Here is a 13,945-nt window from a genome sequence, read left to right on the forward strand (position 1 = left end):
GACGGTGAACGTACTCAATACGCTTTTGTATCAACAACGCTATACCAAGCGCTCGATCTTTTTGTGCCGCCATACCAGCCTGTAAAAAGCGGTCTGCAACGCCAGCATGGCCAAATAGGCAATCGGGAAGGCCATCCATACGCCTTCGAGGCCAAAGTGGCTGCTGAGAAGGTAGGCGGCAGGTAGCTGCACAACCAGAATACATAAAATCGAAATGGACACGGGGACCAACACGACGCCGCTGGCACGCATGATACCACCGACAATCGCCTGAAAACCAAATACCAGCATGCTCCACAGCATGATATGTAACAAATATTCTGCCTGTGCCAGCACGTTAGGGTTAGTGAGGAACAGGCCCAATAACCAATGTGAAAGCACGTAGCCCAAGACAATCAGCGTGCCGGTCAGCCAGAAATTGATCATCAATCCGGTGCGCAGAATGGGGCTAATCCGTTCCATATTTCCACCGCCGATCGCCTGAGCACCGAGAATCGAAGCCGTAATGGCGATCGACAGCGCCGGGAACTGCACGTAGTTGACGATCTGTGTAACAGCCCCATAGGCTGCGGTTGCATCTGAACCGTGGCGGTTTACCAGCGCCAGAATGGCCAGTTCAGAGATGGAGATCACCACCATCTGCAAACCGGTCGGTAAACCAATGCGCAACACTTTGCGCAGCACCAGCGGGTTGAGCTTCAATGCGGCCAGCATGGCACGGTCGGGTGCCAGGACGTGTTGTTTACGGCGCAGGCGCAGCGCCAGATAGACCATGGCCAGCGCGTTCCCCACCATTCCAGCCAGGGCTGCACTCTGAATGCCCAACGGGGCCAAGCCCAGCCAGCCACGGATCAGCGCTGGCGTCAGCAACAAGCCAACGCTGGTAGACAGCACCAGTGCCAACAGCGGAGAAACCGTATCGCTGACGCCGCGCAGTAGCTGAGTGAACAGAATAAACACTAGCAGCAGCGGCATGATCAGCATCATAATACGGGCGTAGGAAACCGCTTCTTCCAGCACATCTGGCGGCGTGCCCAGAGCTTGTAACGCCTGCCGCGCAAACAGAGAGCCAAACACGGCGGCCAGCAAACCAATGATGATGCCCAGCATCAGCGCCGTGCCAGCGATGGTTTTCACCTTCTCCGGCTCATTGGCCCCCCATGCCTGCCCAATCAGCACTGATGCCCCGGCGCCGACGCCAATCACCAATGAGATAAAGAAGAAGACAACGGGAAACATACCGGCAATGGCGGCCAGCGCATGAGTGCCGAGCATTTGGCCGATATAGATGCCGTTAAGGGTGCCGGAAAATCCCTGCAGGAAGTTGGACAGTACCATCGGCACTAAAAAGATCAGGTAGATACGCCAAAGCGGCATCTGCCCTTGTTGCGAACGGGTTGGCATTTAACGTTTTCCTGCACTTAAAAGGAGTGTAATAGCATTGATCGCGCTTATCGTTGCGCTCTCAAGAGGTGAACGCATCACGGGTCATCCAGGCCAGATGAGCCTGGATGTCGGCTGGCCAGAATGCGATACGTTCGGCAAAAAGCTTGCCGTCATGGCCAAACAGCGCACGCACCGCTTCTTCATAACCAGGAAGAGAACCGGCTATAGCGGTCATAAAGCGGTAGCCATTCTCTTTTGCCTGGCGCTCATGGTCTTGCTCCGCCATATTGTGCCGAGCTTCATCAACTAGGCGACGCAATGCCGCAGAGGCACCGCCACGCTGTTGTGCCAACCATTCCCAATGGCGGGGAAGAAGCGTGACTTCACGAGCCACTACGCCAAGCTTTGGCCGGCCAACGGAAGGTTGAGCGTTTGGTTCTGCCTCAGGTGCTGGGGTGTTTTCCCCAGGCTGCGGCCAGGTATAACCTTCAGGCCAGGGGTAATCGACTTGCGCACCAGTGGCATCATCAAACACCAGCAGGCCACCGGCTGAAAGATCGATCGTTGCCAGCATGTTGGCGACTTCGGCGTAGGAGCCTGTAGCGACGCGTTGGTAACGTAGAAATGCGGTACATTTGGCGGAGGCCATGGTATCTTTCATTTTTATACCCGGGTTTTATTATTTTACCCGGATTAATTTGGCCGTATTATGTTTAAAAGTCAAGCATCGTGATATTCACGGAGTCTTACAAATTGTTTCGGTGGGCGGCAATAACCTATTGATGCGGGTGCGATTGCGCTTTATTTATCCGCTACAAATTTAATGTTATTATCCACGGGGCTGTAAACAGCCGCTGAAGGTACGCGTTTTATTGGCGTATCAAGTTGTGCACCAATCTGGCAATTGTGGGCGAGATATGATGCATAACTTACTCATTACTAACCAGAATATCTGTACTGCATGTGATCTGTCGTGTGGGTCACCACTGTAGATAAGGAATTATTAATGCCTGTTATTACTCTTCCTGACGGAAGTCAGCGTCACTATGATCACGCCGTTTCCCCTATGGACGTTGCCCGCGATATCGGCCCTGGCCTGGCCAAAGCCTGTATTGCCGGCCGTGTTAACGGTGAACTGGTGGATGCCAGCGATCTGATCGAATCCGATGCACAGTTGGCGATCATCACCATCAAAGACGCCGAAGGCCTGGAAATCATGCGCCACTCCTGTGCGCACCTGCTGGGCCATGCGATCAAACAACTGTGGCCGGATACCAAAATGGCCATCGGCCCGGTGATCGACAACGGTTTCTACTATGACGTTGACATCGACCATACCCTGACGCAGGAAGATCTGGATCTGCTGGAGAAGCGGATGCATGAGTTGGCCGACAAAGATTACGACGTCATCAAGAAAAAAGTGAGCTGGCAGGAAGCCCGCGACACCTTTGCTGCCCGTGGCGAAAGCTACAAAGTGGCGATTCTCGATGAAAACGTTAGCCGTGACGACCGCCCTGGCCTGTATCACCATGAAGAATACATCGACATGTGCCGCGGCCCGCACGTGCCAAACATGCGTTTCTGCCATCATTTCAAGCTGCAGAAAACCTCAGGTGCCTACTGGCGCGGCGACAGCAAAAACAAAATGCTGCAGCGTATCTATGGCACGGCCTGGGCAGACAAGAAACAGCTGAACGCCTATCTGCAACGCTTGGAAGAAGCTGCCAAGCGTGACCACCGTAAGATCGGCAAACAGCTTGACCTGTACCATATGCAGGAAGAAGCGCCGGGCATGGTGTTCTGGCACAACGACGGCTGGACCATTTTCCGTGAACTGGAAGCCTTTGTGCGCATGAAGCTCAAAGAGTACCAGTATCAGGAAGTGAAAGGGCCGTTTATGATGGACCGCGTGCTGTGGGAAAAAACCGGGCACTGGGAAAACTACAAAGATGCGATGTTCACCACGTCGTCAGAAAACCGTGAATACTGCATCAAACCGATGAACTGCCCGGGCCACGTGCAGATCTTCAATCAGGGCCTGAAGTCTTACCGCGACCTGCCGCTGCGCATGGGCGAGTTCGGCAGTTGCCACCGTAACGAACCTTCAGGTTCGCTGCATGGCCTGATGCGTGTTCGTGGCTTCACCCAGGATGATGCCCATATCTTCTGTACCGAAGATCAGGTGCGTGCCGAAGTGAACGACTGCATCAAGATGGTCTACGATATGTACGGCACCTTTGGCTTTGAAAAGATCGCGGTGAAACTGTCTACCCGCCCAGAGAAGCGCATCGGTACTGACGATATGTGGACCCGAGCTGAAGACGATCTGGCCGCCGCGCTGACCGAAAACGGGATTCCGTTTGAATATCAGCCGGGTGAAGGTGCCTTCTACGGTCCAAAAATTGAATTTACCTTGCATGATTGTTTGGATCGCGCATGGCAATGTGGTACCGTGCAGCTCGATTTCTTCTTACCGGGCCGTCTAGGCGCGTCGTATGTCGGCGAAAACAACGAACGCGTGGTTCCGGTAATGATTCACCGTGCTATTCTTGGCTCCATGGAGCGCTTCATCGGTATCCTTACCGAAGAATATGCCGGTTTCTACCCAACCTGGATTGCTCCAGTGCAGGTAGTGGTGATGAATATCACCGACAGCCAGTCTGATTACGTCCAGCAATTGACCAAAAAACTGCAAGATGCAGGGATTAGGGCAAAAGCGGACTTGAGAAACGAGAAGATTGGCTTTAAAATTCGCGAACATACTCTACGTCGAGTTCCTTACATGTTGGTGTGCGGTGATAAAGAGGTCGAATCAGACAAAGTTGCTGTTCGTACCCGCCGTGGCAAAGACCTGGGGAGCCTGGACGTGAGTGACGTCGTAGACAAGCTGCTGAAAGAAATTCGCAGCCGTAGTCTTCATCAACTGGAGGAATAAAGTATTAAAGGCGGAAAACGAGTTCAACCGGCGCGTCCAAATCGCATTAACAGAGAAATTCGCGCGCAAGAAGTTCGCCTAACCGGCGTCGATGGCGAGCAGATTGGTATTGTCAGTCTGAATGAAGCTCTTGAAAAAGCTGAGGAAGCGGGCGTCGATTTAGTAGAAATCAGCCCAAATGCCGAGCCGCCAGTTTGCCGGATCATGGATTACGGCAAATTCCTCTACGAGAAGAGCAAGTCGACCAAAGAACAGAAGAAGAAGCAAAAAGTTATCCAGGTCAAGGAAATCAAATTCCGTCCTGGCACCGATGATGGCGACTATCAGGTCAAACTACGCAACCTGATTCGCTTTCTGGAAGATGGCGATAAAGCCAAAATCACCCTGCGGTTCCGTGGGCGTGAAATGGCGCACCAGCAGATCGGTATGGAAGTGCTTAACCGCGTCCGTAAAGATCTGTGTGAAGATATTGATCTGGCAGTGGTCGAATCCTTCCCTACGAAGATCGAAGGCCGTCAGATGATTATGGTGCTCGCACCCAAGAAGAAACAGTAAGGCTTCCAAGTAATCGAACCCGCGCCGTGTAAGCGTGCGTGGGTTTTATTCGCCTCACTGATTCGTTGTTTAACAATGCGAAGTGGATTTAATTAACATGCCAAAGATTAAAACTGTACGTGGTGCAGCCAAGCGCTTCAAAAAAACCGGCAGCGGTGGTTTTAAGCGTAAACATGCTAACCTGCGTCATATTCTGACCAAAAAAGCAACCAAGCGTAAACGTCACCTGCGTCCGAAAGGCATGGTGTCTAAGAACGATCTGGTCCTGGTTACTGCGTGCCTGCCGTACGCATAAGCCATATTTTTTGAATCAAGAATAAGACTTTAGGAGAGAGCATATGGCTCGCGTAAAACGTGGTGTAATTGCACGCGCACGTCACAAGAAAATTATGAAGCAGGCGAAAGGCTACTACGGTGCCCGTTCGCGCGTCTATCGTGTTGCCTTCCAGGCAGTAATCAAAGCAGGCCAGTATGCTTACCGTGACCGTCGTCAACGTAAGCGTCAGTTCCGTCAGCTGTGGATTGCACGTATTAACGCAGCTGCTCGTCAGAACGGCCTGTCTTACAGCAAGTTCATTAACGGCCTGAAAAAAGCCTCTATTGAAATTGACCGTAAGATCCTGGCTGACATCGCTGTATTCGACAAAGTGGCCTTTGGCGCACTGGTTGAAAAAGCGAAAGCAGCTCTGGCGTAAGAAAGACGAAGAGGGAGCTTGCTCCCTCTTTTAATCTTTATTTTTCATAGACAAATATTGACTTTTATTGGCATCCGCTAGCAAACTGGGCGGCAATCCCTCAGCAAGGTAACGTAAGCATGCACGCTGCTGTTTTCCGTTTCTTTTTTTACTTTAGCGCCTGATTTCAGGGGGCTTCGGCGTAAGAAGAGAAACGAAAAGTAGCGCCTGAGCCTCCCCTGTGGAGGCTTTTTTGTTTTTGACCACCGTCTTCGCCTTTCAAGCGTTAGCGTTGTTGGCTGCACTCACAGCAGGCTCCAATCACTTACTTGAGTAAGTGACGGAGGGAGCACGGGTTGGCCACTGATTACCGCTTGAAATCTTTGAAGATAAATCAAAGGCGTGCTCGAATAATAATCCATCATCACTTAGCGGGCCATCACGGTCAGAGGAAGAGGAAAGCAATGCCACATCTCGCAGAGCTGGTTGCCAAAGCCAAGGCAGCCGTAGAAGATGCCCAGGATGTTGCCGCGTTAGATTTGGTACGCGTCGAATATTTAGGCAAAAAAGGCCATTTCACCTTGCAGATGCAATCACTGCGTGAAGTGCCAGCGGAAGAGCGCCCGGCTGCCGGTGCGGTGATCAACCAGGCAAAACAGGAGGTTCAGGATGCGCTGAATGCGCGTAAGAGCATGCTGGAATCCGCCGTACTGAATGCACGTTTAGCCAGTGAGACGATCGACGTCTCATTGCCAGGCCGTCGCCTGGAAAATGGCGGACTGCATCCGGTGACCCGTACTATCGATCGTATCGAAACTTTCTTCGGCGAACTGGGTTTCTCCGTCGAAACCGGCCCGGAAATCGAAGACGATTACCACAACTTCGACGCTCTGAATATTCCCGACCATCACCCAGCGCGTGCCGATCACGACACCTTCTGGTTCGATGCTACGCGCCTGCTGCGTACCCAGACTTCTGGCGTGCAGATCCGCACCATGAAGACTCAGCAACCGCCGATCCGCATCATTGCGCCGGGCCGTGTTTATCGTAACGACTACGATCAGACGCATACCCCGATGTTCCACCAGATGGAAGGGTTGATCGTTGATAAAGACATCAGCTTTACCAACCTGAAGGGCACGCTGCATGATTTCCTGAACAACTTCTTTGAAGAAGACCTGCAGGTTCGTTTCCGTCCTTCCTATTTCCCCTTCACCGAGCCTTCTGCAGAAGTGGACGTGATGGGTAAAAACGGCAAGTGGCTGGAAGTGTTGGGCTGCGGCATGGTGCACCCGAACGTACTGCGCAATGTGGGTATCGATCCGGAAGTTTACTCCGGCTTTGCCTTCGGCATGGGGATGGAGCGCTTGACCATGCTACGTTACGGTGTCACCGATTTGCGCGCATTCTTCGAAAACGATCTGCGTTTCCTCAAACAGTTTAAGTAAGGCGGGAATATCACATGAAATTCAGTGAACTCTGGTTGCGCGAGTGGGTAAACCCGGCCATCAGCAGCGAAGCATTGTCCGATCAAATCACCATGGCTGGCCTGGAAGTAGACGGCGTTGAGCCGGTTGCCGGTGTTTTCAACGGCGTAGTGGTTGGCCATGTAGTGGAATGTGGTCAGCATCCTAACGCCGACAAACTGCGTGTAACCAAGGTTAATGTGGGCGGCGATCGTCTGCTGGACATCGTTTGTGGCGCACCAAACTGCCGTGCTGGCCTGAAGGTGGCGGTCGCCACCGTTGGCGCGGTACTGCCGGGTGATTTCAAAATCAAAGCCGCCAAGCTGCGTGGCGAACCTTCTGAAGGCATGCTGTGTTCGTTTTCTGAACTGGCGATTTCTGAAGATCATAACGGCATTATCGAACTGCCAGAAGACGCGCCTATCGGCACCGACATTCGTGAATATCTGAAGCTTGATGATAACGCGATCGAAATCAGCGTGACGCCAAACCGGGCCGATTGCCTGGGGATTATCGGCGTAGCGCGTGACGTTGCCGTGCTGAACCAGTTGCCGCTCACCGAGCCGGATATGAGCCCGGTAGCCGCGACGATTAACGACGTCCTGCCAATCCGTGTCGACGCGCCACAGGCGTGCCCACGCTATCTGGGCCGCGTAGTGAAGGGCATCAATGTGAAAGCAACTTCACCACTGTGGATGCAGGAAAAACTGCGCCGCTGCGGGATTCGCTCTATTGATGCCGTGGTGGACGTCACCAACTATGTGTTGATGGAGCTTGGTCAGCCAATGCATGCGTTCGATCTGAACCGTATTGAGGGTGGGATCGTGGTGCGTATGGCTACCGAGGGCGAAACGCTGCGCCTGCTGGACGGTAACGAAGCTAAATTAAACGCCGACACCTTAGTGATTGCCGATCACCATAAAGCGCTGGCGATGGGCGGTATTTTTGGTGGTGAGCACTCCGGCGTGAACGACGAGACCCAGGATGTGCTGTTGGAGTGTGCCTTCTTCAGCCCACTGTCGATTACCGGCCGTGCACGTCGCCATGGCTTGCATACTGACGCTTCACACCGCTACGAGCGTGGTGTGGATCCCGCATTGCAATATAAAGCGATGGAGCGTGCGACACGTCTGCTGATCGACATCTGTGGCGGTCAAGCTGGGCCGATCATCGACGTTACCGATGAAAGCGCCTTACCGAAACGCGCGTCTATCACGCTGCGCCGTGAAAAACTGGATCGCCTGATTGGTCACGTGGTGCCTGCTGAGCAGGTGAGTGACATTCTGCGTCGTTTAGGTTGCCAGGTGACTGAACAGGGCGACCACTGGCTGGCGGTTGCGCCAATCTGGCGCTTTGATATGGAGATCGAAGAAGATCTGGTGGAAGAAGTGGCCCGTGTTTACGGCTACAACAATATTCCAGACGTCCCCGTGCGTGCCGACCTGGTAATGACCAAGCATCGTGAATCCGATCTGGCCCTGAAGCGTGTAAAAACCATGCTGGTCGATCATGGCTTCCAGGAAGCGATTACTTACAGTTTTGTCGATCCTAAAGTCCAGGCCTTGTTGCATCCGGGTGAAGAGGCGCTGATCCTGCCTAGCCCAATCTCGGTAGAGATGTCCGCCATGCGCCTGTCGCTGTGGACTGGCCTGCTGTCTGCGGTGGTGTATAACCAGAATCGTCAGCAAGGCCGTGTGCGTCTGTTTGAAAGCGGCCTGCGCTTTGTGCCTGATACTGCGGCGAATCTGGGTATCCGTCAGGATGTCATGCTGGCAGGCGTGATTGCTGGGCATACGCATGAAGAACACTGGGATCTGGCAAGAAAGCCGGTGGACTTCTATGATTTGAAAGGGGATCTGGAGTCTGTGCTTGAGCTGACAGGTAGATTATCTGAAATTCAGTTCAAGGCAGAGGCCCATTCGGCCCTTCACCCGGGACAAAGTGCGGCAATTTATTTGCACGGTGAGCGCGTAGGTTTCATCGGTGTAGTTCACCCAGAACTTGAGCGTAAACTGGATCTTAACGGCCGCACGGTAGTGTTTGAACTGGAGTGGAACAAGGTCGCAACCCGCGCCGTGCCTCAAGCGCGTGAAATTTCTCGCTTCCCTGCAAACCGTCGTGATATCGCGGTTGTCGTGGCTGAAAACGTCGCCGCAGAAGATATTTTGGCAGAGTGTAAGAAAGTTGGCGCAAATCAGGTAGTTGGCGTAAACTTGTTTGATGTGTACCGTGGCAAGGGCGTAGCAGAGGGTTACAAGAGCCTGGCTATAAGTCTTGTATTGCAGGATACCGCTCGTACACTGGAAGAAGAGGAGATTGCCGCTACCGTTGCAAGATGCGTAGAGGCTCTAAAACAGCGATTCCAAGCATCCTTGAGGGATTGAACCTATGGCGCTTACTAAAGCTGAAATGTCAGAACACCTGTTTGAAAAGCTCGGGCTTAGCAAACGGGATGCCAAAGATCTGGTAGAACTGTTCTTTGAAGAGGTCCGTCGGGCTTTGGAGAACGGTGAGCAGGTAAAACTGTCAGGATTTGGTAATTTTGATCTGCGTGACAAAAACCAACGTCCAGGACGCAACCCGAAAACCGGTGAGGACATTCCGATTACGGCGCGCCGCGTAGTTACTTTCCGTCCGGGGCAAAAACTAAAAAGCCGAGTGGAAAACGCGAGCCCGAAAGAATAAATTGCGTAACACCCCAAAAAGGCCGCGTTTGCGGCCTTTTTCCTATCTGCTATACCCATGGTTTCGATATAAAACAGTAGGTTATGTTTTGCTGCAGGCCATCGCAGCCAACTGAAAACCATCCGAGAATAGGGTACGTGCGTTCCTTGTCACGCCGATGCACTGGCGTAAATACGGTATTCAGTTTAACCACAATTGGGATGTAGAGGCATTTTCGCCTAAAGACAGCTACGTTATCTTGTCGGCATCAGGAGCAAGTCTACCCGCGCAAGCTGGCCGATGAGCCTTACTAGTCATTGACATAGAAAGATCATCCTTGGTGGCGATTTTGCTGCACGATCCATTAACCAACCAATTGATAATACCAAGTTTTATTCGTTAGCGTTGCTCTTTATTTTTAATCGAAAATTACATAAATAATATATTGCCATGGCTTTATAAGATATTTACCCAAGATTAATTTTCAGACTTCTACACTGATAAGGAAGTGTAAATATAGTGTGATAAATTCAGGTTGATTTAAGTTAATTCTTATGAGTAATGCTAATAAATTACATGTGTTTTATCTGGTTATTTTCTCTGGTGAAAAAAGGCTTCTCATTTTAAAATTACGTAGTTCTTATTTAAGAACAATAAGGCATCAGCTAAAATGATGATATTGAGATTGTTGATAGCTCATATGGAACAGATGCCATTGTATTATAACACCTAAGTTTAATGGACTAAAATTAATGAGAAATGTTAAAGGTATTATATTAAGCGTTTTTGTTTTGTTTTTTACTACCTCTGTAATGGCCGAAGCAGTAAAAGTCGAAAAAGTTGATGTTTTAGATAAAAAAGTCTCACTGAATATGCCGACTACCTTCAGTGAGATGAGCAAAGATGTGATGAAGGTTAAGTATCCTGCCAATAACCGACCGACTCAGGTGTACACCAACGCGGATACTACCGTCAATTTTGCGTTCAACTACACGGCGAATAAAATTGCGGAAAATCAGCTTGATGCTTTCTCTCAACAAATGAAAGCCATGCTGGCTAATTTTTCCCCGAAAATTAGCAAAGTGGATGTTAATGGGCAAAAAGCGGTGATGTTTGACTTTGTTACCCCTGCGGCTGATACCGAAATCCACAATCTTATGCTGGCCATGTCCGTTGATGGGCGTTTGCTGTTAACCACATTTAATACCACTAAAGAGCAAGCTGCACAGTGGTTGGAAGTTGGGCGTGAGTCGCTGCTTTCCGTTAAAGTAAACTAATAATATTGTCTATACCCAAAATAATTCGAGTTGCTTGTAGGCGGCAACAGAGTGACAAATCAGTCAAAGACTGATTTGAACAGCGCTTGCGCTGGCCCGTAGGGTGAGCCTCGAAGAGGCTCATAAGCCCCAGGAGCTTACTCAGGTAAGTGACTGGGGTGAGTGAAGGCAGCCAACACCCAAGCAACTTGAAGTATGAAGGGTATATAACGGTACTCAGTGATAGCGAGCTTAGTACCGTATTTGTTCCCATTGACTAGCGAAATCGGCATCCCTCTGTACACCAATACCATTCCAGCATCGCCCACTCTTCAGCATCATCAATAGCTATTTTTTCCAAGCCTCCCATTTGTTGAATAAATATATAGTGTGATATTGCGACTGGTTTGTTATCTGTTTAATTTTACCTGTGTTGTTAGGATTGCAAGATCGCTACACTACTTTGCTGTACCCAAGTGAGGGCAATAGGATGTTGGAAATAGTAAAACGTACGACAGGTGGGGCGGTTGTGCTGTTGTTGATGCCGCTTGCGGTCTGGCTTTCTGGTTGGCAATGGCAACCTGGTGGTAATAATAACCTGCTGAAAGGATTCTTCTGGGTGACTGAAACCGTCACTGCGCCTTGGGGGATCTTCACGAGTCTACTTTTCTCTGTCTGGTTCTTATGGTGCCTGCGTTTTCGTCTCAAAGCGGCCATCGGTGTGTTTATTCTGTTATTGGCATCAATTGCGATCGGGCAGGGCGTTAAGTCGGTGATTAAAGATCGGGTGCAGGAACCGCGGCCGTTTGTGAAATGGCTGGAGTCAGCGCATCGCATTGATGAAAAGTACTTTTATTCACTGAGCAGGAAAGAGCGCAGTGCGTTGGTGAAAGAACAACTGCAGGATCAGGCACGGGTGCCGAAATGGCTGAGCAAACACTGGCAGTTTGAAACCGGGTTTGCGTTCCCTTCCGGCCATACTGTGTTTGCTGCTACCTGGGCGCTGTTGGCGGCTGGCTTATTGTGGCCGCGTCGCCATTATAAAACCGTGGCGGTGCTGATGGCATGGGCGGTAGGGGTGATGGCGAGCCGGTTGATGCTGGGTATGCACTGGCCTCAGGATCTTGTTATGGCGACCATCATTGCCTGGCTACTGGTGACGCTCGTCTGCTGCCTGGCGCAACGCTGGTTTGGCCCGCTGACTGTTCCACTTCAGGAACAGCAGGAGATCGCTGAACGCGAACAGAAAAATTAGCATTTTGAGAAGTCTTCTCATTCATTCTCCCAGAAGCTCCGTTTCCTGCTGAATATGCCAACAGATATGTGCTTTTATCATGTTGCAGGGTTTCCCTGCCACGATGGGAAATGCTAACTTAGGTGCCAGGGACGCCACTTAATGGCACATACCTTCCATCTTTCAAGTTTTCGCTTGGTGCGACTTGAAATCTCTGGGGTAGAGTTCATCCGATTCACTCGGCATTGTGGGAAAGAATGTGAAATATTTACTGATTTTTTTGTTAATTCTGGTGATTTTTGTAATTTCAGTCACGTTGGGTGCACATAACGATCAGGTAGTGACCTTTAACTATCTCGTTGCTCAAGGTGAATATCGCGTATCGACCTTACTGGCCACCTTGTTCGGCACGGGTTTTGTGCTCGGCTGGATTATCTGCGGGCTGTTTTACCTGCGCACGCGCATCGCTCTGGGCCGTGCAGAACGCAAAATCAAAAGGTTGGAGCTGCAGCTTGAAACGCCTGCCGAGCCGGTGTCTCAGCCTGTTGTCAGCAAGGAATAATCTTTTATGTTAGAGCTGCTGTTTCTGTTGCTGCCTGTAGCTGCCGCGTACGGTTGGTACATGGGGCGCAGAAGTGCTCAGCAGGATAAACAGCAGGATGCTAACCGCCTGTCACGGGAATACGTGGCCGGGGTTAACTTCCTGCTTTCCAACCAGCAGGATAAAGCGGTCGATCTGTTCCTGGATATGTTGAAAGAGGACAGCAACACCGTTGAAGCCCACCTGACGCTGGGGAATCTGTTCCGTTCACGTGGTGAAGTCGATCGCGCTATCCGCATCCATCAGGCGCTGATGGAAAGCGCCTCCCTCACTTTCGAACAGCGTCTTCTGGCGGTGCAACAATTAGGGCGCGACTATATGGCCGCCGGGTTGTATGACCGTGCAGAGGACATGTTCAACCAGTTGGTCAACGAAGACGATTTCCGTATTTTCGCACTGCAGCAATTGTTGGTGATCTACCAGGCAACCAGTGAGTGGCAGAAGGCCATTGATGTGGCAGAAAAGCTGGTCAAGCTGGGCAAAGAAGCACAACGCATTGAGATCGCCCATTTCTATTGCGAACTGGCGCTGCAGGCGATGGGCAGTGACGATCTGGATAAGGCGATGGGGCTACTGAAACGTGCGGCGGCGGCAGACAAACAGTGTGCCCGTGTATCGATCATGGTGGGGCGCATCTTTATGGCGCAAGAGGATTACCCCAAAGCGGTGGACGTCTTGAAGCGCGTGCTGGATCAGGATAAAGAGCTGATCAGCGAAGCGCTGCCGATGCTGCACGAGTGCTACCCGCATTTACCGCAGCAGCAGAATGACTGGGCTGATTTTCTCAAGCGCTGTGTCGCTGAAAACACCGGTGCGGCGGCAGAACTAATGCTGGCGGAGGTCATTGAGCAGCAGGAAGGGCGCGACGTAGTGCAGGTGTATATCAACCGCCAGTTGCAGCGCCATCCCACCATGCGCGTATTTTATCGCTTGATGGATTACCATTTGGCGGATGCTGAAGATGGGCGGGCCAAAGAGAGCCTGCTGCTGTTGCGCGATATGGTGGGGGAGCAGATCCGCACCAAACCGCGTTATCGCTGCCACAAATGCGGTTTTACTGCACATTCCATGTATTGGCACTGCCCTTCATGCCGCGCCTGGTCTTCGGTAAAACCGATCCGTGGGTTGGACGGGCAATAAAAAACGGGACGAACAATCATCCCGTTTTCTTTTC

The 13,945-nt window shown here is 51.3% G+C and carries 14 protein-coding genes and 1 other annotated feature; of the genes, 12 read left to right on the forward strand and 2 right to left on the reverse strand.

The window, feature by feature from the left end; translation table 11 throughout:
- Positions 1 to 39 precede the first annotated feature (39 nt).
- Both WG891_RS06025 and WG891_RS06030 read right to left on the reverse strand, forming a co-directional pair.
- Positions 40 to 1,404: an MATE family efflux transporter gene (locus WG891_RS06025; RefSeq protein WP_337261909.1), complete on the reverse strand. Its 1,365-nt coding sequence runs from the start codon at positions 1,402 to 1,404 to the stop codon at positions 40 to 42.
- Between the two features lie 61 nt (positions 1,405 to 1,465).
- Positions 1,466 to 2,047 (reverse strand): DUF2239 family protein, encoded by a 582-nt coding sequence (locus WG891_RS06030; protein ID WP_337261910.1) that lies wholly within the window; start codon positions 2,045 to 2,047, stop codon positions 1,466 to 1,468.
- A gap of 345 nt (positions 2,048 to 2,392) precedes the next feature.
- Between WG891_RS06030 and thrS the strand changes: the two genes are divergently transcribed.
- From thrS to lapB, 12 genes are all read left to right on the forward strand, one after another.
- Complete coding sequence (thrS, locus tag WG891_RS06035) at positions 2,393 to 4,321, forward strand: threonine--tRNA ligase (protein WP_337261911.1); 1,929 nt, start codon at positions 2,393 to 2,395, stop codon at positions 4,319 to 4,321.
- Between the two features lie 3 nt (positions 4,322 to 4,324).
- Positions 4,325 to 4,876 carry a translation initiation factor IF-3 gene (infC, locus tag WG891_RS06040; RefSeq protein ID WP_071882841.1) on the forward strand — a complete coding sequence of 184 codons (552 nt, stop codon included), beginning with the start codon at positions 4,325 to 4,327 and terminating at the stop codon, positions 4,874 to 4,876.
- 97 nt (positions 4,877 to 4,973) lie between these two features.
- Positions 4,974 to 5,171 carry a 50S ribosomal protein L35 gene (gene rpmI / locus WG891_RS06045; RefSeq protein ID WP_004931418.1) on the forward strand — a complete coding sequence of 66 codons (198 nt, stop codon included), beginning with the start codon at positions 4,974 to 4,976 and terminating at the stop codon, positions 5,169 to 5,171.
- A 43-nt stretch (positions 5,172 to 5,214) separates the two neighbouring features.
- Positions 5,215 to 5,571, forward strand: coding sequence for a 50S ribosomal protein L20 (gene rplT, locus WG891_RS06050; RefSeq protein ID WP_004931417.1), 357 nt, complete (start codon positions 5,215 to 5,217; stop codon positions 5,569 to 5,571).
- A 114-nt stretch (positions 5,572 to 5,685) separates the two neighbouring features.
- Positions 5,686 to 5,808 (forward strand) — a sequence feature (Phe leader region).
- On the forward strand, positions 5,691 to 5,735 hold the full coding sequence (gene pheM, locus WG891_RS06055; RefSeq protein ID WP_232758228.1) for a pheST operon leader peptide PheM: 45 nt from the start codon (positions 5,691 to 5,693) through the stop codon (positions 5,733 to 5,735). It overlaps the preceding feature by 45 nt.
- Positions 5,809 to 6,014: 206 nt before the next feature.
- Positions 6,015 to 6,998, forward strand: a complete 984-nt coding sequence (gene pheS / locus WG891_RS06060; RefSeq protein ID WP_076939972.1) for a phenylalanine--tRNA ligase subunit alpha — start codon at positions 6,015 to 6,017, stop codon at positions 6,996 to 6,998.
- A 14-nt stretch (positions 6,999 to 7,012) separates the two neighbouring features.
- Positions 7,013 to 9,400 (forward strand): phenylalanine--tRNA ligase subunit beta, encoded by a 2,388-nt coding sequence (gene pheT / locus WG891_RS06065; protein WP_337261912.1) that lies wholly within the window; start codon positions 7,013 to 7,015, stop codon positions 9,398 to 9,400.
- Positions 9,401 to 9,404: 4 nt separating this feature from the next.
- On the forward strand, positions 9,405 to 9,701 hold the full coding sequence (gene ihfA, locus WG891_RS06070; protein ID WP_004943604.1) for an integration host factor subunit alpha: 297 nt from the start codon (positions 9,405 to 9,407) through the stop codon (positions 9,699 to 9,701).
- A 731-nt stretch (positions 9,702 to 10,432) separates the two neighbouring features.
- Positions 10,433 to 10,957, forward strand: coding sequence for a hypothetical protein (locus WG891_RS06075; RefSeq protein ID WP_337261913.1), 525 nt, complete (start codon positions 10,433 to 10,435; stop codon positions 10,955 to 10,957).
- 469 nt (positions 10,958 to 11,426) lie between these two features.
- The gene (gene pgpB, locus WG891_RS06080; RefSeq protein WP_337261914.1) at positions 11,427 to 12,191 is read left to right on the forward strand and encodes a phosphatidylglycerophosphatase B; all 765 of its coding nucleotides are present in this window, start codon (positions 11,427 to 11,429) and stop codon (positions 12,189 to 12,191) included.
- A gap of 238 nt (positions 12,192 to 12,429) precedes the next feature.
- Positions 12,430 to 12,732 carry a LapA family protein gene (locus WG891_RS06085; RefSeq protein WP_076939977.1) on the forward strand — a complete coding sequence of 101 codons (303 nt, stop codon included), beginning with the start codon at positions 12,430 to 12,432 and terminating at the stop codon, positions 12,730 to 12,732.
- A gap of 6 nt (positions 12,733 to 12,738) precedes the next feature.
- Positions 12,739 to 13,911, forward strand: a complete 1,173-nt coding sequence (gene lapB / locus WG891_RS06090; protein WP_076939978.1) for a lipopolysaccharide assembly protein LapB — start codon at positions 12,739 to 12,741, stop codon at positions 13,909 to 13,911.
- The last annotated feature ends 34 nt before the right edge of the window (positions 13,912 to 13,945 follow it).

It is taken from the genome of Serratia sp. MMO-28 (assembly GCF_037199905.1).
Lineage (GTDB): Bacteria > Pseudomonadota > Gammaproteobacteria > Enterobacterales > Enterobacteriaceae > Chania > Chania oryzae.